Source organism: Micromonospora sp. CPCC 205561, assembly GCF_036906775.1.
Taxonomy (GTDB): Bacteria; Actinomycetota; Actinomycetes; order Mycobacteriales; family Micromonosporaceae; genus Micromonospora.
Genome location: NZ_JBAKHV010000040.1, coordinates 41,068 through 59,380, shown reverse-complemented (window position 1 = coordinate 59,380; position 18,313 = coordinate 41,068). Strand labels below are relative to the sequence as shown.

General features: G+C 71.0%; 20 protein-coding genes. 6 read left to right on the top strand and 14 right to left on the bottom strand.

The window, feature by feature from the left end; genetic code table 11:
- Positions 1 to 415: 415 nt before the first annotated feature.
- Positions 416 to 1,321, top strand: coding sequence for a polysaccharide deacetylase family protein (locus tag V6V16_RS20325; RefSeq protein ID WP_334564320.1), 906 nt, complete (start codon positions 416 to 418; stop codon positions 1,319 to 1,321).
- Positions 1,322 to 1,381: 60 nt separating this feature from the next.
- Positions 1,382 to 1,684, top strand: coding sequence for a DUF1540 domain-containing protein (locus V6V16_RS20320; protein WP_334564318.1), 303 nt, complete (start codon positions 1,382 to 1,384; stop codon positions 1,682 to 1,684).
- Between the two features lie 46 nt (positions 1,685 to 1,730).
- On the opposite strand, the gene V6V16_RS20315 is transcribed toward V6V16_RS20320, so the two are convergent.
- Positions 1,731 to 3,737 (bottom strand): protein meaA, encoded by a 2,007-nt coding sequence (locus tag V6V16_RS20315; protein WP_334564315.1) that lies wholly within the window; start codon positions 3,735 to 3,737, stop codon positions 1,731 to 1,733.
- Between the two features lie 150 nt (positions 3,738 to 3,887).
- Between V6V16_RS20315 and V6V16_RS20310 the strand changes: the two genes are divergently transcribed.
- Positions 3,888 to 4,736: an ABC transporter ATP-binding protein gene (locus V6V16_RS20310; protein WP_334564313.1), complete on the top strand. Its 849-nt coding sequence runs from the start codon at positions 3,888 to 3,890 to the stop codon at positions 4,734 to 4,736.
- Complete coding sequence (locus V6V16_RS20305) at positions 4,733 to 5,578, top strand: ABC transporter permease (protein ID WP_334564311.1); 846 nt, start codon at positions 4,733 to 4,735, stop codon at positions 5,576 to 5,578. Before V6V16_RS20310 ends, V6V16_RS20305 begins: the two co-directional genes overlap by 4 nt.
- Positions 5,579 to 5,792: 214 nt before the next feature.
- Here the strand turns inward: V6V16_RS20305 and V6V16_RS20300 are convergent, their stop codons facing one another.
- Complete coding sequence (locus V6V16_RS20300; protein WP_334564309.1) at positions 5,793 to 6,641, bottom strand: 3-hydroxyacyl-CoA dehydrogenase family protein; 849 nt, start codon at positions 6,639 to 6,641, stop codon at positions 5,793 to 5,795.
- A gap of 98 nt (positions 6,642 to 6,739) precedes the next feature.
- Complete coding sequence (gene murA, locus V6V16_RS20295; protein WP_334564307.1) at positions 6,740 to 8,182, bottom strand: UDP-N-acetylglucosamine 1-carboxyvinyltransferase; 1,443 nt, start codon at positions 8,180 to 8,182, stop codon at positions 6,740 to 6,742.
- Between murA and V6V16_RS20290 the strand changes: the two genes are divergently transcribed.
- Together V6V16_RS20290 and V6V16_RS27920 are read left to right on the top strand one after the other, a co-directional pair.
- Positions 8,181 to 8,753 (top strand): cob(I)yrinic acid a,c-diamide adenosyltransferase, encoded by a 573-nt coding sequence (locus tag V6V16_RS20290; protein ID WP_334564305.1) that lies wholly within the window; start codon positions 8,181 to 8,183, stop codon positions 8,751 to 8,753. The genes murA and V6V16_RS20290 overlap by 2 nt on opposite strands.
- Positions 8,754 to 8,954: 201 nt before the next feature.
- Complete coding sequence (locus V6V16_RS27920) at positions 8,955 to 9,155, top strand: hypothetical protein (RefSeq protein ID WP_442934115.1); 201 nt, start codon at positions 8,955 to 8,957, stop codon at positions 9,153 to 9,155.
- Positions 9,156 to 9,213: 58 nt separating this feature from the next.
- Here the strand turns inward: V6V16_RS27920 and V6V16_RS20280 are convergent, their stop codons facing one another.
- From V6V16_RS20280 to V6V16_RS20230, 11 genes are all read right to left on the bottom strand, one after another.
- The gene (locus tag V6V16_RS20280; protein WP_334564302.1) at positions 9,214 to 9,669 is read right to left on the bottom strand and encodes a DUF2550 domain-containing protein; all 456 of its coding nucleotides are present in this window, start codon (positions 9,667 to 9,669) and stop codon (positions 9,214 to 9,216) included.
- Between the two features lie 12 nt (positions 9,670 to 9,681).
- Positions 9,682 to 9,966 carry a F0F1 ATP synthase subunit epsilon gene (locus V6V16_RS20275; protein ID WP_334564299.1) on the bottom strand — a complete coding sequence of 95 codons (285 nt, stop codon included), beginning with the start codon at positions 9,964 to 9,966 and terminating at the stop codon, positions 9,682 to 9,684.
- A gap of 89 nt (positions 9,967 to 10,055) precedes the next feature.
- Positions 10,056 to 11,195: an LCP family protein gene (locus V6V16_RS20270; RefSeq protein ID WP_334564296.1), complete on the bottom strand. Its 1,140-nt coding sequence runs from the start codon at positions 11,193 to 11,195 to the stop codon at positions 10,056 to 10,058.
- A 213-nt stretch (positions 11,196 to 11,408) separates the two neighbouring features.
- Entirely contained in the window at positions 11,409 to 12,863 is a 1,455-nt protein-coding gene (atpD, locus tag V6V16_RS20265; RefSeq protein WP_334564294.1) for a F0F1 ATP synthase subunit beta, read from the bottom strand.
- Positions 12,863 to 13,792 (bottom strand): F0F1 ATP synthase subunit gamma, encoded by a 930-nt coding sequence (locus tag V6V16_RS20260; protein WP_334564291.1) that lies wholly within the window; start codon positions 13,790 to 13,792, stop codon positions 12,863 to 12,865. Before V6V16_RS20260 ends, atpD begins: the two co-directional genes overlap by 1 nt.
- Before the next feature lie 10 nt (positions 13,793 to 13,802).
- Complete coding sequence (atpA, locus tag V6V16_RS20255) at positions 13,803 to 15,458, bottom strand: F0F1 ATP synthase subunit alpha (protein ID WP_334564289.1); 1,656 nt, start codon at positions 15,456 to 15,458, stop codon at positions 13,803 to 13,805.
- 89 nt (positions 15,459 to 15,547) lie between these two features.
- A complete protein-coding gene (locus tag V6V16_RS20250; RefSeq protein ID WP_334564286.1) occupies positions 15,548 to 16,369 on the bottom strand; it encodes a F0F1 ATP synthase subunit delta in 822 nt (273 codons plus the stop codon).
- On the bottom strand, positions 16,369 to 16,899 hold the full coding sequence (locus V6V16_RS20245) for a F0F1 ATP synthase subunit B (RefSeq protein WP_334564284.1): 531 nt from the start codon (positions 16,897 to 16,899) through the stop codon (positions 16,369 to 16,371). Before V6V16_RS20245 ends, V6V16_RS20250 begins: the two co-directional genes overlap by 1 nt.
- Positions 16,900 to 16,930: 31 nt before the next feature.
- On the bottom strand, positions 16,931 to 17,158 hold the full coding sequence (gene atpE / locus V6V16_RS20240) for an ATP synthase F0 subunit C (RefSeq protein ID WP_121399594.1): 228 nt from the start codon (positions 17,156 to 17,158) through the stop codon (positions 16,931 to 16,933).
- A 92-nt stretch (positions 17,159 to 17,250) separates the two neighbouring features.
- Positions 17,251 to 18,072 carry a F0F1 ATP synthase subunit A gene (gene atpB, locus V6V16_RS20235; protein ID WP_334564280.1) on the bottom strand — a complete coding sequence of 274 codons (822 nt, stop codon included), beginning with the start codon at positions 18,070 to 18,072 and terminating at the stop codon, positions 17,251 to 17,253.
- Positions 18,073 to 18,294, bottom strand: coding sequence for a hypothetical protein (locus V6V16_RS20230; RefSeq protein ID WP_121399596.1), 222 nt, complete (start codon positions 18,292 to 18,294; stop codon positions 18,073 to 18,075). It lies immediately after the preceding gene.
- Between the last annotated feature and the right edge of the window lie 19 nt (positions 18,295 to 18,313).

The window sequence follows — 18,313 nt, the reverse complement described above, 5'->3', positions numbered from 1 at the left end:
CCCTGCCTCGGTCGTACGCAGGGTGTAACGCCCCCACCCCCGCCACGATTCCGCCCCCACCATCCCCCGACCACACCCACAGACCGGACAAACCACACGACCGGACCGATCGCCCCAGCCGGCCCGACGCCCGCACCGGACAGCCGCCACGGAACCACACAGAGATCACGCGAGCCCGGAGGCGACGGGTCGAAACATGGGGCCACGACAGTCCCTGGAGGGCGATCCCGTACCGAGATCACGCCGGGAGCCGGGCTGGCGGACGTCGCGCGACCACCGACGGGGTGTGGCCCGCCACGACGCAACCGCGACCACACCACCCGCAGCCGAACACAGCAGCCACAAACCCGACAAAGGCGCAGCGCGACGCGGGGCCGGGCACCCGGGAACCGCCGAGCGCTGACATCATCTCCCGGTGCACGTGAAGATCCCCCGCGTTCCGCTCGTCGCCACCCTGGCCGCCGTGGTCGCCGCCGCGGCCCTGCTCGCCGCCCCGGCGCCGGTGCGCACGCCGGCCACTGCCGGGCTCGTCCGCCTCACCGGGAAGAGCCCGACCCCGACCGTGCCGGAGCCGACGACGGCGGCCTGGGTCGCGCCCCGCCCGACGGCCCCCGCCCCGACCGTTCCCGGCGCGACCACGCCCGGCACCAGGCCGCCGGTCGTGGACCACGGGCCGCGTACGGGAAACAGGGTGGCGCTCACCTTCGACGCCGACATGACCGACGCGATGCGATACCAACTGCGCAGCGGCGCCGTGCGGTCGTACGCGAACCTGAAGATCATCGACCTGCTGGAGCGGGAACGGGTGCCGGCCACCTTCTTCCTCACCGGCAAGTGGGTCGAGCAGTACCCCGCGGTGACCCGCCGGCTCGCCGCGAACCCGCGCTTCGAGCTGGCGAACCACACGTACGGGCACCTCGCCTTCACCTCGGACTGCTACGGCCTGCCCCGCATCGCCGAGCGGGAGATGACGGCCGACGTCGCCCGGACCTTCGACGTGGTGGCCGCCTACGGCGGGCGGCAGACCCGGTACTTCCGCTTCCCGGGGCTGTGCCACGACCGCAGGGCGCTGAGCGCGTTGGCGCCGCTGGGGGTGACCGTGGTGGACGGCGACGTAGTCAGCGGCGATCCGTTCGCGACCTCGTGGCGGCCGGTGGTGCGCGCGGCGCTGGCCGGGGTGCGCCCCGGCTCGGTGATCGTCCTGCACGTGACCGAGGCGAACGCGCCGATGACGGACGAGGCGCTGCCGCACATCCTGGCCGGACTGGCCGAGCGGGGCCTCGAACCGGCCCCGCTGTCGGAGGTGCTCGGGGTCGGCTGAACCATCCCGCCGATAACCACAAAAGCCTAAAATTGGGGCAAGACTCTAGAGGAGGTCACCATGACCGCAGCAATGGAGATGCCCCGCGTCGAGGAGTGTGTGGTCGCGGCCTGCTCGTACAACCACACCAACGACTGCCACGCGTTCGCCATCACCATCGGCAGCCCGGACCACGCGCACTGCCACACCTTCATCGAGATGCCGTCGATCCGTGGCGGGGTGGACGGTGGCACGACCGCGCAGGTCGGCGCCTGCCAGCGGGCGGACTGCCGGCACAACGAGCAGTTGGAGTGCCAGGCCCCGGCGATCAAGGTCGGGCCGGACAACGACATGGCCGACTGCATGACCTACGCCAGCCGCTGACCGCACGCGGCGCGGGGAGGGGCCCCTGCGACGGGCGCCCTTCCCCTCACGTCAGGCCGTTGGCCTCGCGGACCACGGTGACCAGCTCGTCGATGATGCCGGTCAGGGCGAAGTCCTTCGGCGTGAAGACGCGGGCCACCCCGGCGGCGCGCAGCTTCTCCGCGTCGCCCGCCGGGATGATCCCGCCGACCACCACCGGCAGGTCCGGTCGGCCGGCGGCGCGCAGACCGTCGAGCACCGCCGGCACCGCCGCCAGGTGTGAGCCGGAGAGCACCGAGAGGCCGACCAGGTCCACGTCCTCCTCGACGGCGGCGGCGACGATCTGCCCGGCGGTCAGCCGGATGCCCTGGTAGACGACCTCGAAGCCGGCGTCGCGGGCGCGTACCGCGATCTGCTCCGCGCCGTTGGAGTGCCCGTCGAGGCCAGGCTTGCCGACAAGCAGCCGCAGCCGGCCGCTGCCCAGTTCGCGGGCGGTGCCGGCGACCCGCCGCCGGACGGCGGCCAGGGCGCTGCCCCCGCCAGCCCCGGCGGCAGCGGCCAGCCCGGTCGGCGCCCGGTACTCGCCGAAGACCTGGCGCAGCGCGCCGGCCCACTCGCCGGTGGTCACTCGCGCCCGCACGCACCCCAGCGTGGCCGGCATCAGATTCGTCGTGGTCGCGGCGTCCGCGCGCAGTCGGGCCAGCGCCGCGTCGACCGCCGCGTCGTCGCGACCGGCCCGCCACCGTCGTACGGAGGCCGTGGCCGCCGCCTCGACCGCAGGGTCGACCTGCTCGACCGCCTCGGCGCCGGCGGCGGTGAGCGGCGACGGCTCGGTCTCGGTGAACCGGTTGACGCCGACCACCACGTCGGAGCCGGCCTCGATCCGGCGGCGCCGCTCCGCCAGCGAGGCGACCAGCGCGCTCTTGAGGTAGCCGGTCTCCACGGCGGCGACCACGCCGCCGAGCTCCAGCACCTTCTCCAGCTCGCCCCGGGCCCCGGCGACGATCCCGTCGACCAGCGCGGTCATCACGTGCGAGCCCTCGAAGATGTCCGGGTACTCCAGCAGGTCCGACTCGTACGCGAGCACCTGCTGCATCCGCAGCGACCACTGCTGGTCCCACGGCCGGGGCAGGCCGAGGGCCTCGTTCCAGGCGGGCAGCTGGACGGCGCGGGCCCGGGCGTCCCGGGAGAGGGTCACGCCGAGCATCTCCAGCACGATGCGCTGGATGTTGTTCTCCGGCTGCGCCTCGGTCAGGCCCAGCGAGTTGACCTGCACCCCGTAGCGGAAGCGCCGCTGCTTCGGGTCCGCCACGCCGTAGCGCTCGCGGGTGATCTCGTCCCAGAGCGCGCCGAAGGCGCGCATCTTGGCGATCTCCTCGACGAAGCGCACCCCGGAGTTGACGAAGAAGGAGATCCGCTGCACCACGTCGCCCATCCGCTCGGCGGGCACCTGCCCCGAGTCGCGGACCGTGTCGAGCACCGCGACCGCGGTGGAGAGCGCGAAGCCGACCTCCTGCACCGGCGTCGCGCCGGCCTCCTGGAGGTGGTACGAACAGATGTTCACCGGGTTCCAGCGCGGCATCTCGCGCAGCGTGTACGCGATGACGTCGGCGGTCAGCCGCAGCGACGCCGCCGGCGGGAAGATGTGGGTCCCCCGGGAGAGATACTCCTTGATGATGTCGTTCTGGGTGGTCCCGGCGCAGCGGGCCAGCTCCGCGCCCTGCTCCGTGCCGACCGTGCCGTAGAGGGCGAGCAGCCACATCGCCGGCGCGTTGATGGTCATGGACGTGTTCATGTCGGCCAGCGGGATGCCGTCGAAGAGGGCCCGCATGTCGCCGAGGTGCGCCACCGGCACGCCGACGCGGCCCACCTCGCCGGTGGCGAGCTCGTGGTCGGGGTCGTAGCCGGTCTGCGTCGGCAGGTCGAACGCCACCGACAGGCCGGTCTGCCCCTTGGTCAGGTTGCGGCGGAAGAGCGCGTTGGTCGCGGCGGCCGAGCTGTGCCCGGCGTAGGTGCGCATCACCCACGGCCGGTCGCGCTCGGGTAGCCGGCCGGAGAGAGCCTTCTCGTCCATGGCCGGAGTCTAAGTTACCGTTCAGTCACCAGAGCTGTGCAAAACCACACAGCTCCATGGAGTGGACGCCCCGGTGCGAAGCACCCGGGATGGGCGCGACCGCCACACCCCGGCCGGGCCACCGCCGTGGCGACGTCGCACACTTGACGCATGGATGACGAGCTCGCGATCTCCGTCCGGGGGCTGCGCAAGACCTACGGCGACACGGTGGCGGTGGCGGGCGTGGACCTCGACGTCCGCCGCGGCGAGATCTTCGCCCTGCTCGGCCCGAACGGGGCGGGCAAGACCACCACCGTGGAGATCCTGGAGGGCTACCGGCGGCGCGACGCCGGCGACGTCCTGGTGCTCGGCAGCGACCCGGCGCAGGCGACCCCGCAGTGGCGCTCCCGGGTCGGCATCGTGCTCCAGGGCACCGGCGAGTTCGACGAGTTGACGGTGGCCGAGGTGGTGCGGCACTTCTCCGGCTTCTACGCCGACGCCGACGACCCGGACAAGGTCGTCGAGCGGGTCGGGCTGGCCGCCAAGGCGAAGGCCCGCACGCACACCCTCTCCGGCGGCCAGAAGCGCCGGCTCGACGTGGCCCTCGGCATCGTCGGCCGCCCGGAGCTGCTCTTCCTGGACGAGCCGACCACCGGCTTCGACCCGGAGGCGCGCCGGGAGTTCTGGGAGCTGATCCGGGACCTGGCCGCCGCCGGCACCACCATCGTGCTGACCACCCACTACCTCGACGAGGCCGAGTCCCTCGCGGACCGGGTCGGCGTGATCTCGGGCGGCCGGCTGGTCGAGGTCTCCGCGCCGGACCAGCTGGGCAACCGGCAGCAGGCGCTCGCGACGGTCTCCTGGCGTACGCCGGAGGGGACCTCACAGACGGCGACGAGCGCGACGCCGACGGCGCTGGTGGCCGAACTGGCCGCGCGCTTCGGCGGCGAGGTCCCGGGCTTGACGGTGACCAGGCCGACCCTGGAGGACATCTACCTGAGCATGATCGGACACCGATGACCACCACGACCACGCCGGCCGCGCCGGCCACCGCGGCACCGGCCCGACGGCTCGGTCCGGCCGCCCTCAGCCTGCGTCAGGGCCGGCTGGAGATCACCCAGTTCCTGCGCAGCCGGGAATCCGTCGTCTTCACGATGGGCTTTCCGGTGATCATGATTCTGATCTTCGCGGCGATCTTCAGCGACGAGATCGCCCCCGGGGTCAGCTACACCCAGTACTTCGTCACCGGCATGATCGCCACCGGCCTGATGACGGTGAGCTTCCAGAACCTCGGCATCTGGATCCCGATCGAGCGGGACCGGGGGGTGCTCAAGCGCTACCGGGGCACGCCGATGCCGAAGTGGGTCTGGTTCGCCGGCAAGGTGATCATGGTGGTGGCGATCGGCATCGCCGAGACCGTGCTGCTGCTCGCGGTCTCGGTGGCGCTGTTCGACCTGGAACTGCCCGGCACCGCCGCGAAGTGGCTGACCTTCGGCTGGGTGTCGGTGCTCGGCGTCACCGCCTGCACGCTCTGCGGCATCGCCATCTCGTCGCTGGCCCGCACCGCCCGCAGCGGCTCGGCGGTGGTCACCCCGGTCGCGCTGGTGCTCCAGTTCATCTCCGGGGTGTTCTTCGTCTTCACCGAGCTGCCGACCTGGATGCAGCAGGTGGCGGCGCTCTTCCCGCTGAAGTGGATGTGCCAGGGCCTGCGCTCGGTCTTCCTGCCGGAGGCCTTCGGCGCCCGCGAGCCCGGCGGCTCGTTCGAGCTGGACCGGGTCGCCCTCGTGCTCGTCGCGTGGTGCGTGATCGGCCTGGTGCTCTGCCTGACCACGTTCCGCTGGACGACCAGGCGCGACGGCTGAGCCGGACGCGCCTGCTGGCGGCCGGGCGGCCCCGCCCACCCGCCGGCGGCAGGCCGCGTACGCCCGTGGAGCGCCTCGGGCCCGGACCGCCGCCTGCCGACCGCGGCGCTGGCCGCCACGCTCGTGCTCACCGCGGGCTGGAGCGGACCGCCCCCGCGCCCGGCGGAGGCGGTCCGTTGAGCGGTAGGGGAAACTCGGCGCCCGGGGCCGCCCCTCAGTACGAGTAGAAGCCCTTGCCGCTCTTGCGGCCGAGGTCGCCCGCGGTGACCATGCGCTGGAGCAGCTCCGGGGGGAAGAACTTCTCGTCCGCGGTGTCGGTGTGGATGTTCTTCGAGGCGTGCATCAGGACGTCCACGCCGGTCAGGTCGGCGGTGGCCAACGGCCCCATGGCGTGGCCGAAGCCGAGCCGGCAGGCGGTGTCCAGGTCCTCGGCCGACACCACGCCCGCCTCGACCAGCTTGACGGCCTCGACGAGCAGCGCCGAGATCAGCCGGGTGGTGACGAAGCCCGCGATGTCCCGGTTGACCACCACGACGGTCTTGCCGATCTCCTCGGCGAAGGTCTTCGCCGTCGCCAGCGTCGCGTCGCTGGTCTTGTAGCCGCGCACCAGCTCGCAGAGCTTCATCATCGGCACCGGCGAGAAGAAGTGGGTGCCGACGACGGCCTCCGGGCGCCCGGTCACCGCGGCGATCTGGGTCACCGGGATGGCCGAGGTGTTGGTGGCCAGCACCGCGTCCGACCTGCAGATCTTGTCCAGCGCCCGGAACACCTCGTGCTTGATCTCCAGCCGCTCGAAGACCGCCTCCACCACGATGTCCGCGTCGGCCGCCGCCTCCAGCTCGGTGGTCGGGGTGATCCGACCGAGGGTCGCCTCGACGTCGGACGCCTCGATCTTCCCCTTCTCGGCGAACTTCTCCAGCGACTTCCGGATCCCGGCCATGCCGCGCCCGGTGGCCGCGTCGTCCAGGTCCCGCAGGGTCACCTGCCAGCCCGCCTGCGCCGCCACCTGGGCGATGCCCGAGCCCATCAGCCCGGCACCGACGACCGCGAGTCGACCCGCCATCTCTCTCCCCCTCGCCTGATTGAGTGTCTGCCAGCACCCTATCGGCGGGCCTGAACGGATGCTAAGGCGCGGCCGGGGCGACGGGCCGGGCGGAACGCTCAGATGGTGAGGTCGGGCTCCTCGGGGGCGGTGCCCCGCTCCACCTCGACGCCGAGCGCGCGCAGGTCGGCCGCGAAGTCCGGGTAGCCCCGGTCCACGTGGTGCACGTGCGAGACCTCGGTGATCCCCTCGGCGCGGAGCCCGGCGATGATCAGGCCGGCGCCGGCCCGGATGTCGGTGGCGCGTACGGGGGCGCCGGAGAGCACCTCCCGGCCCCGGACCACCGCGTGGTGGCCGTCGGTCTTGATGTCCGCGCCCAGCCGCATCATCTCGTTGGCGAACATGAACCGCCCGTCGAAGATGTTCTCGGTGATCAGGGAGGCCCCGTCGCTGACCGCGGCCAGCCCGATCGCCATCGGTAGCAGGTCGGTGGCGAAGCCCGGATAGGGAAGCGTCACGACGTCCACCGCCTTCGGGCGGTCGTGCATGCGGACGCGGAACGCGTCGCCCCGGGTTTCCACCAGGCCCCCGGCGGAGACCAGCTTGTCGAGCGCGACCTCCAGGAACGCCGGCTCCACCCCGGTCACCGTGACGTCCCCCCGGGTCATCGCCGCGCCGAAGGCCCAGGTGCCGGCCACGATCCGGTCGCCCACCGTCGCGTGTCGCACCGGCCGCAGCCCCGGCACCCCCTCGACGTACAGGGTCGAGGTGCCGGCGCCGGAGATCCGGGCACCCATCTGGTTGAGCATCGTGCAGATGTCGACGATCTCCGGCTCCCGCGCGGCGTTCTCGATGAGGCTGGCCCCCCGTGCCAGCACCGCCGCCATGACCAGGTTCTCCGTCGCCCCGACGCTGGGGAAGTCGAGCACGATCTCCGCGCCGTGCAGGCCGTGCGGCGCCGACGCGACCACGAAGCCGTGCTCACCGGAGATCTCGGCGCCCATCCGGGTCAGGCCCGAGACGTGCATGTCCAGCCCCCGCGAGCCGATGGCGTCGCCGCCGGGGTGGGCCACCCGCACGTACCCCCGGCGGGCCAGCAGCGGGCCCAGCACGCAGATCGACGCGCGCAGGCGGCGTACCAGGTCGTAGTCGGCCTCGGCGCCGGGCCGCTCGGGCACGTCGATGACGACCGACCGCGAGCGGGCGACCCCGCCGCGCGCCACCATCGGGTCGACCGGGTCGTCGGCGTCGAAGCGCACGCCGCAGCCGAGCCTGCGGAGCACCTCGCCCATGATCGCGATGTCGGTGATCCTCGGCACGTTGGTGATCACGCTGCGCCCCGGGGCGAGCAGCGCCGCGGCCATCAGCTTCAGCGCCGAGTTCTTGGCGCCGACCACGTGCACCGTGCCGGCCAGCCGGGCGTCACCGCGCACCCGGATGACGTCGAGGTCGTTGAGCGCCGGATCGCCGGCGTCGCCGGATCCCGTCCCCACCGGTCGGACGGCGGTGCCGCCCGGGCGCGCCGGGACGGTCAGGTCCGGTATCCGTAGGCTGTGCGTCATGGCCGTCCACCTCACGCGCATCTACACCAAGGCCGGCGATGCCGGCATGACCAGGCTGAGCAACAACGAGCAGGTGCCGAAGACCGATCCGCGCATCTCCGCGTACGCGGACGTCGACGAGTGCAACGCCGCGATCGGCGTGGCGCTCGCCCTGGGGCAGCTCGACGACGAGCTGCGGGCCGTCCTGGCGTCGATCCAGAACGACATGTTCGACGTGGGCGCCGACCTGGCCACCCCGGTCGAACCCGATCCGAAGTACCCGCCGCTGCGGGTCACCGAGGCGTACGTCGAGCGGCTGGAGGGCTGGTGCGACGAGTACAACGCACGCCTGGGCAAGCTCGACTCCTTCATCCTCCCCGGCGGCACCGCGGGCGCGGCGCTGCTGCACGTGGCGCGGACGGTCGCCCGACGCGCCGAGCGGGCGGCGTGGGCCCTGGTCGCGCACGACCCCGATCGGACCAGCTCGCTCCCGGCAAAGTATCTCAACCGGCTCTCCGATCTGCTCTTTATCCTGTCAAGAACGGCAAATCCGGCCGGAGACGTGCTATGGGTGCCGGGCGGCAACCGCTGACCACGGGGCCCGCGTACCCGGTGGGCACGCCGCATCACGTCGAGGTCCGGGTGCCCGATCTGAGCGCCGCCACACGCCGCTGGGGCTGGCTGCTCGGCGAGCTGGGCTGGACGCCGTTCCAGGAGTGGCCGGACGGCCGCTCCTGGCGGCTCGGCCCGACGTGTCCGGTGCTGGAGCAGTCGCAGGCGGCGGCACGACCGGTTGACTCCCGGCCTCGACCACCTGGCCTTCCAGGCGGGCCCGCCGACGGCCGTGGACCGACTGGTCGAGGCCGCGCCGACGTACGGCTGGACGCTGCTCTCTCCGGATCGCCACCCCCACGCCGGCGGCCCGCGGAGTTACGCCGCCCATCTGGCGGACAAGCAGGGTTACCAGGTCGAACTCGTGGCCGCCGGGGCCTGATGGGACCGCGAGGCGGCGGTCGCCCGGGACGACGGGCCGCGCGGGCGCGAGGCGTGGTTCAGGCGGCCGGCCAGTCCTGGGAGGCCAGACGCGGCGAGGCCGCCCCCGGTGGGGCGGCCTCGAGCCAGGAGAGGAATCCGGTGACGGTCGACCGGGCCATCGCGATCTCCACCGGGGCGTGTTCGCTCGTACAGCGGAGGATGACCCAGTCGGCGGGCATGGAGAGGCGCTCCTGCCCTTCCGGGAGGCGACGCCGCTCCACCGCGAGTTCCTTGCGGGAGAGCACCCGGGTGGGCCGGATGGCGAAGCTGAACAGCCGGTACCAGCGGAGTTCGTCGCCGGCGAAGCGGCCGAAGCCGGGAGACCAGCCTCGGCCGTCGAGCATGGTGGAGGTCCGGACGCCGAGCCGGATGATGCCCCCGCTACGGGTGACGACGGCTCGCCGGGCGAAGAGGACCAGAAGTGCGCCGAGGATGACGGCGACGCCGATTCCGATCCCTTCGACGATCTCCATCGGCGTTTCGGCTCAGCGGCTCTGTGCGGCGGACACCGGGGTGGCGCTCTCGGCCAAGACGGTGACGCGCTCACCGGTCACCGACAGGAAGCCACCGGCGACCTCGTAGGAGACCTGCTCGCCGCCGGCGAGCTTGATGCGCACCTGGCCGGGCTCGGCGAGCTGACCGAGCAGGGGCGCGTGCCCCGCCAGCACACCCAGCTCGCCCTCGGTCGTGCGGGCGACGACCATCTCGGCCTCGCCGGACCAGACCTTCTCCTCGACGGCTACGAGCTCGACGTGAAACTGCTTTGCCACGCTGTCTCCTTGCTGCGGCGGCGGATTCTCGGAAGTCTAGTCGTGGCCCCGCCCCGCCCCCAAGGCGGGTGGCGAGAGCTGCGCCACGGCTATTTCGACTTGTTCTGGAAGTCGGGGTGCTCCACCAGGAACGCGTCCAGCTGCGCCTTCTTCAGGGCGGCGAAGAAGTCGTCCACCTCGGGCTGGAACTTCTCGCCCCGGTACCTGCCGTTCTCGATGACCGAACCGCCCGGCAGCTTGATCATCTGGATCGTCTCCGGGCGGATGTCCTTGAGCGCCAGGCCGAAGTCGACCACGCCGTTGCCTCGGCCGCTGAAGATCAACGACTGCCCGGCCGCGCGCAACACCTTGTCCAGCTTGATCGGGTTGGTCACCACGTCGGCGCTCAGCGCCTGACCCGCCATGGCCTTGACGAACTGCTGCTGGTGCCGCTGGCGACCGTAGTCGCCGTCCGGGACGCCGTTCTTCGGATAGCGTTGGCGGACGTAGTCGAGCGCCTGCCAGCCGCTGAGGTGCTGGTTGCCCTTCTTGTAGACCGCCTGCGGGCCGACGTAACCGTCGCCGTGCGGGTTGCCCTTGCGGTGCTTGCCGTCGGGCTCGCGGTGCTCGGAGCGCACCTCGCGCTCGATGTACATGTCGACGCCGCCCATCGCGTCGACGATCTTCTGGAAGCCGTTGAAGTTGATGATCGCGCCGGCGTCGAAGCGCGTGATCCCGGTGACCTTCTGCACCGTCAACGCCAGCAGTTCGAAGCCGCCGGCGACGTCCGGGTTGCCGCCGGGCACCCGGCTGCCGTACGACATCGCCGCGTTGAGCTTGTCGCTGCCGCCGTCGAACTGCGCCCGGCTGAACCGGGGGATCTCCACCAGCAGGTCGCGGGGCATCGAGAAGAGATAGGCCCGGTCCATCTCGGCCGGCACGTGCAGCACCATGACCGAGTCGGCCAGCGGCGGGGCCTCCGGGTTACGCGGGTCGATGCCGACGAGCAGTATGTTCAGCGGGCCCTTGATGTCGCTCTTGCGCTCCTTCGCGCCCGCGGCCTGGTCACCGAAGAGGTCGGCCTTGCCGACGGCGCCCTCGTAACGGGACATCAGCGCCTCGGCGCCGACCAGCACCACGCCGCTGAGCAGCATCAGGACGGCACCGAAGACGGTGCAGACCCGGGCCCAGCGCGGCACCCGGGACCACCTGGACGACCTGCCGCTCTTGCCGGCCTTACCCACGATCATCTCCGTTCGTCACGCCCACGAGAAGGAGACGGGCGCAGGCAGCCGACTGGTTGCACAGATCGACGCCCACGTGGCGCGTGGGCGGGTCGACGGTACCTCGGGCGCGGCATGATCGCCGACCACGGGAACCGGACGGCCGTGATCATAGAACCCGAAGATGAACGAAAGGCCACCCCGGCATTGCCGGGGTGGCCTTTCGTCGGGGCCGACAGGTCAGCTCTTCATCAGCTCCGCCGCCTTGCGCTCCAGGTCCTCCAGACCGCCGCACATGAAGAAGGCCTGCTCGGGGAAGTGGTCGTACTCGCCCTCGCTGATCTTCTTGAAGGCCTCGATGGTCTCCTCGATCGGGACCGTCGAGCCCGGCACGCCGGTGAACTGCTCCGCCGCGTAGGTGTTCTGCGACAGGAAGCGCTCGATCCGCCGCGCGCGCTGCACGGTGATCTTGTCTTCCTCGGAGAGCTCCTCGATACCGAGGATGGCGATGATGTCCTGCAGGTCCTTGTACTTCTGCAGGATCCGCTTCACCTCGGTCGCGACCGCGAAGTGCTCGGCGCCGACGAACTCCGGGGCGAGGATCCGGGACGAGGACGCCAGCGGGTCCACCGCCGGGTAGATGCCCTTGTCGGAGATCGACCGCTCCAGGTTGGTGGTGGCGTCGAGGTGCGCGAACGTGGTGGCCGGGGCCGGGTCGGTGTAGTCGTCCGCCGGCACGTAGATCGCCTGCATCGAGGTGATGGCCTGGCCCCGGACGGAGGTGATCCGCTCCTGGAGCTCGCCCATCTCGTCGGCCAGGGTCGGCTGGTAACCCACCGCGCTCGGCATCCGGCCGAGCAGGGTGGAGACCTCCGAACCCGCCTGGGTGAAGCGGAAGATGTTGTCGATGAAGAGCAGCACCTCCTGCTTCTTGACGTCGCGGAAGTACTCCGCCATGGTCAGCGCCGACAGGGCGACCCGCAGCCGGGTGCCCGGCGGCTCGTCCATCTGGCCGTAGACCAGCGCGGTCTTGTCGATGACGCCGGACTCGGTCATCTCGGCGATGAGGTCGTTGCCCTCGCGGGTACGCTCACCCACCCCGGCGAAGACGGACGTACCACCGAAGTTCCGGGCGACACGGGTGATCATCTCCTGGATGAGCACCGTCTTGCCCACGCCGGCGCCGCCGAACAGGCCGATCTTGCCGCCCTTGACGTACGGGGCGAGCAGGTCGATGACCTTGATGCCGGTCTCCAGCATCTCGGTCTTCGGCTCCAGGTCCGCGAAGGCCGGAGCCTTGCGGTGGATGCCCCAGTGGTCGTCGGGCTGGAGCGTCTCGCCCTCGGTCAGGTTGAGGCACTCGCCGATCGCGTTGAACACGTGGCCCTTGACCGTGTCGCCCACCGGAACCATGATCGGGGAACCGGTGTCGCGCACCTCGGTGCCCCGGACCAGGCCGTCGGTCGGCTGCATCGAGATGGCGCGGACCATGTTGTCGCCCAGGTGCTGGGCGACCTCGAGGGTCAGCGTCTTCTCACCGCCGGAGAGCGTCACGTCCACGTGCAGGGCGTTGAACAGGGCCGGCATGGCGTCGCGCGGGAACTCGGCGTCGACGACCGGGCCGATGACCCGGACCACGCGACCCGTGGCCGTCCTGGTCTCAGCTGGCCCACCAGCAACTGCGGAAACAGTCATCACACTTCACTTCCCGACGCGGCCAGCGCGTTCGCGCCGCCGACGATCTCGCTGATCTCCTGGGTGATCCCGGCCTGGCGGGCCGAGTTCATCTCACGCGTGTACTTCTCGATCATCTCTTCCGCGTTGTCGGTGGCGCTCTTCATCGCCCGCCGACGGGCCGCCGACTCGCTCGCCGCCGACTCCAGCAACGCCGCGTAGATCCGCGTGTTGATGTACTTGGGCAGCAGCGCGTCGAGCAGCGCCTCCGCGTCCGGCTCGAACTCGTACGCCGGCAGCGCGCCCTCGGACCGGGGCCGGTCCTCCACCTGCATGGGGCCCATGATCCGGGTGACCGGGGTCTGGGTCATCAGGGAGTGGAACTCGGTGTAGACGATGTGCAGCTCGTCCACGCCGAGCACCCCGTCCGCCCCGGCGCCGCCGTCGACGTCGTCCGCACCGGCGGTGAACGCCTTGATCAGCGTCTCGCCCACGGCGCGGGCGTCGGCGAACGTCGGCTGCTCCGAGAAGCCGGTCCAGTTGGCCTCGATCGGCCGGTCACGGAACCGGAAGAACCCGACGCCCTTGCGTCCGATGACGTAGAGCACCGGCTCCTTGCCGTCGGCCCGCAGCCGGGCGATCAGCGACTCGGCCATCCGGATGGCGTTGGAGCTGTAGCCGCCGGCGAGGCCGCGGTCGGAGGTGACCAGCAGGACGCCCGCCCGCCGCACCCGCTCGCGCGGGGTGAGCAGCGGGTGGTCGATCCGCGCGTTGGACGCCAGCGCCGTGAGCACACCGGTGACCGCCTGGGCGTACGGCAGGGACGCCTCCACCCGGGCCTGGGCCTTGGCGATCCGGCTCGTCGCCACGAGCTCCATCGCCTTGGTGATCTTCTTCATCCCCTTCGCCGAGCGGATCCGTTGACGAAGAACGCGAACCTGGGCCGCCATGAGTCAGCCCTTACCGGTTCTCGGCCGGGCGGTCGCCCGCGCCGTCACGGAAGCGGCTGACCGTCTCGCGGTTCTCCTCGCCCTCGAGCGGGGTGGCCGGGGCGTCGTTGATCCGCCGCTCGTCCTCCTTGCCCAGGAAGACCTGCTTGAAGTCGGAGATGGCGGCGTCGAGGGAGTTGATGATGTCGTCGTTCCACTGGTGGTCGGCGATACTCGCCAGCACACCCTCGTGCTTGTGGCGCAGGTACTGGAGGAACTCCGACTCGAAGCGGCGGACCTCGCCGACCGGGACGTCGTCCAGCTTGCCCTCGGTGCCGGCCCAGACCGAGACGACCTGCTCCTGCACCGGGTACGGCGAGTAGTTGGCCTGCTTGAGCAGCTCGACCAGGCGGGAGCCGCGGTCCAGCTGCGCGCGGGAGGCGCGGTCCAGGTCCGAGGCGAAGGCGGCGAACGCCTCCAGCTCGCGGTACTGGGCCAGGTTGAGCCGCAGCGAACCGGCGACCTTCTTCATCGGCTTCACCTGCGCGGCGCCGCCGACCCGGGAGACCGAGGTGCCGACGTTGATGGCCGGCCGGACGCCCTGGTTGAACAGGTCGGTCTCCAGGAAGATCTGGCCGTCGGTGATGGAGATGACGTTGGTCGGGATGAAGGCCGAGATGTCGTTGGCCTTCGTCTCGATGATCGGCAGGCCGGTCATCGAGCCGCCGCCCAGCTCGTCCGAGAGCTTCGCGCAGCGCTCCAGCAGGCGGGAGTGCAGGTAGAAGACGTCACCCGGGTACGCCTCGCGGCCCGGCGGGCGACGCAGCAGCAGGGACACGGCGCGGTACGCCTCGGCCTGCTTGCTCAGGTCGTCGAAGACGATCAGGACGTGCTTGCCGCCGTACATCCAGTGCTGCCCGATGGACGAGCCGGTGTAGGGGGCGAGGTACTTGAAGCCGGCCGGGTCGGAGGCCGGGGAGGCGACGATGGTCGTGTACTCCATCGCGCCCGCCTCCTCCAGGATGCCCTTGATCGAGGCGACCGTGGAGGCCTTCTGGCCGATGGCGACGTAGATGCAGCGGACCTGCTTCTTGGGGTCGCCGGAGCGCCAGTTGTCCCGCTGGTTGAGGATCGTGTCCAGCGCGACGGTGGTCTTGCCGGTCTTCCGGTCGCCGATGATCAGCTGGCGCTGGCCGCGGCCGATCGGGGTCATGGCGTCGACGGCCTTGAGGCCGGTCTGCAGCGGCTCGTCGACGGACTGCCGGGACATCACGTTCGGGGCCTGGAGCTCCAGCTCGCGGTAGCCCTCGTCGGCGATGTCGCCGAGCCCGTCGATCGGCTGGCCGAGCGCGTTGACCACGCGGCCGAGGAAGGCGTCGCCGACCGGCACGGAGAGCACCCGGCCGGTGCGCTTGACGCGCTGCCCCTCTTCGAGCTTGGCGGAGTCACCGAGAACGACGACACCGATCTCCCGGACGTCGAGGTTCAGCGCCACACCCAGGGTGCCGTCCTCGAACTCCAGGAGCTCGTTGGTCATGGTCGAGGGGAGGCCCTCGACGTGGGCGATGCCGTCGCCGGTGTCGGCGACGGTGCCGACCTCCTCGCGGGAGAGTTCGGACGAGTAGGAGGAGACGTAGCGCTCCAGGGCGCCGCGGATCTCCTCCGTCGAGATGGTCAGCTCGGCCATCCTCTGCTTCCTTAAGTATCAGGGGCCCGGGATACCTAGTACCGACCGGTCCGAATGGCGTCTATCAGGGCGCTGGGCGGCGGGGCCGGTCAGCGCTTCGTGAGCGCGTTGCGGCTCTCGTTGAGGCGGCGCAGGACGGTGCCGTCGTACAGGTCGGAGCCGACCCGGACGCTCACGCCACCGAGAACCGAGGGGTCCACCGTCTGCTTGACGGAGACCTCCCGACCGTATATCGCGGACAGGCTGGCGCCCAGCCGGCGCTCGTCCTCTTCACTCAACGGGGCCGCGGCGGTCACGTACGCCACCTGCCGGTCCCGCCGGTCGGCGGCGAGCTCGACCAGCCGGGTGAGCGCCCCGATGAAGGAGCGTCCCCCGAACCCGCTCAACGCCACCTCGACGAGGCTGACGGTGACCGGGCGGGCCTTGCCGGCGAGCAGCTCACGGGCCAGTGCGGCCCGCTGCCCGATCGGGGCCATCGAGTCGGCCAGCGCGTTGGAGAGCGCGGACTGACCGGCGACCACCTGACCGAAGCGGAACAGCTCGTCCTCGACCTCACCGAGGTCGCCGGCGGCGTCGGCGCTGGCCAGCAGCGCCTCCACGCCGAGCCGCTCGGTGCCGCCGAGCAGCTCCGACGGCGCCGACCAGCGGCCGGCGACCATCGAGGCGAGCAGGTCCAGCGGCTCCGCGCCGATCTTGTCGCGGAGCAGCTCGCCGAGGAGCGCGGCACGGTCGGCGCCCGAGCGGGCCGGGTCGGAGAGCGCCCGGCGCAGCCGCGGCTCGCGCCGCAGCAGGTCGGCCACGGAGAGGATGTCGGCGGCGGTGTTGGCCACCGCCGACGGCTCCGCACCGCGGACGTACGCGTCGAGGCGCTCGGCCGCGACCTTGTACGACTCCCGGCTGGCGGCCTGCATCAGCGGGCCCCCGCGCTCTCGAGGTTGCTCAGGAACCGGTCGACGGTGCCCTTACGACGGGCCTCGTCGGCCAGCGACTCACCGACGATCTTGCTGGCCAGGTCGACCGCGATCGTGCCGACCTCCGTGCGCAGCTCGCGCACGATGGTGGCCCGCTCGGCGGCGAGCTGGTCCTTGCCGGCCGCGATGATCCGGTCGGACTCCTCCCGCGCCTTGGCGAGGATGTCCTGGCGGATGCCCTCGGCGTCGGCCCGGGCGTCGTCCCGGATCCGCGCCGCCTCGGTGCGTACCTCGGCGAGCTGGGCGCGGTACTGCTCCAGCACCTGGTTCGCCTCGGCCTGGGCGGCCTCGGCCCGCTTGAGGCCACCCTCGATCGCGTCGACCCGCGCCTGGTACATCGCCTCCATGCGGGGCATGACGAACTTCAGCAGGACGAAGCAGAGCAGGGCGAAGGCGATGGTCCCGATGACCATCTCCTGCCAGATGGGCAGGATCGGGTTGTGCTCCACACCTTCTGCGGCGATGAACATGTCAGACCTCCGGGTCGGGAGAGAGCTCTCGTCAGCCCTGGACGGCGAAGGCGAGCACCAGGCCGAAGAGTGCGAGCGCCTCGACCAGGGCGAAGCCCAGGACCAGCCAGGTGCGGTTGTAGCCGGCGGACTCCGGCTGACGCGCGCTCGACTGGATGTAGGCCGCGAAGACCAGGGCGACACCGATACCGGGGCCGATGGCGGCGAGGCCGTAGCCGATGGTGTTGACGCTGCCGCCGATTTCGGCAAGAACAGTCATTGCGGGTATTCCTCCTGTTCGACGCGTGAGGTCTCACGCGTACGCGGTCGGTACCAGAAGCTTGGTCGGGCCGGACGGCCCGCCGAGCCCGATCAGTGCTCGTCGGCGAGCGAACTTCCGATGTAGTTCGCGCTCAGCGTGACGAAGACGTAGGCCTGCAGCACGGCGACCAGAACCTCGAAGAAGGCCATCACGATCGCCATCAGGAAGGAGAAGACCGAGGTCACCTGGATGAACAGGCTGCTCGAGTTCAGCATCACGAAGCCGCCGACGGTGAAGACCAGCAGGAGCAGGTGGCCGGCGAACAGGTTGGCGAAGAGCCGCAGGGCCAGGGTGACCGGCCGGACGATGAACGTCTGCAGGAACTCGATCGGGATCAGCAGGATGTGCATGGGCCACGGCACGCCCGGGATGACCAGGCTCATCTTGAGGTACTTGCCGAGGCCGTGCTTGCGCGCGCCGATGTAGAGGTACATCACGTAGGAGATCGCCGCGAGCACGATCGGGAAGGCGATGTGCGAGTTCGGCGAGATCTGCAGGCCGGGCACGATGGCGAAGAAGTTGGTCAGCACGATGAAGCTGAACAGCACCGTGAAGTAGGGCGCGAAGCGGATGCCCGCGTTGCCCATCTGCTCGCGGGCGATGTTGTCCCGGACCAGGCCGTAGACCGACTCCGCGTACCACTGGGCCTTGCCGGGGACCAGCTTGGGCTTCCGGTAGGCGAGCATGAAGAAGATGATCAGCAACGCGACCGCGAGCCAGACCATGATCCCGAACTTGGTGACCCAGGGGCCAGCCACGTCCGGCGGGTAGAAATCTCCGACGCTGGGGGGCCAGGGAAGCCCCTCTGCGGCGACGAGCTGTCCACTCACCGTGTCATCCTCCGCACTCGACAGACCCGCGCGTGCTGGCACTCAAGCACTGAGCCTCTTCATGATCAGGTAAATCGCTCCGGCCGCGCCGAAGATCATGCCGACGGCGGCCCCGACGCCGGTTGGCAGATCGAGAAGTCGCTCCGCCAACCACCCGAGGAAGCCCCACACCACGATGCCGGCGAGGAGGTAGCCCAGAACGGCCCCTGCCACGCCTTCCGACGAGTGCTCGTCGGACCTGCGGGGGTGTGGGTCTTCGGCCATGACGTGGCGAACAATATCA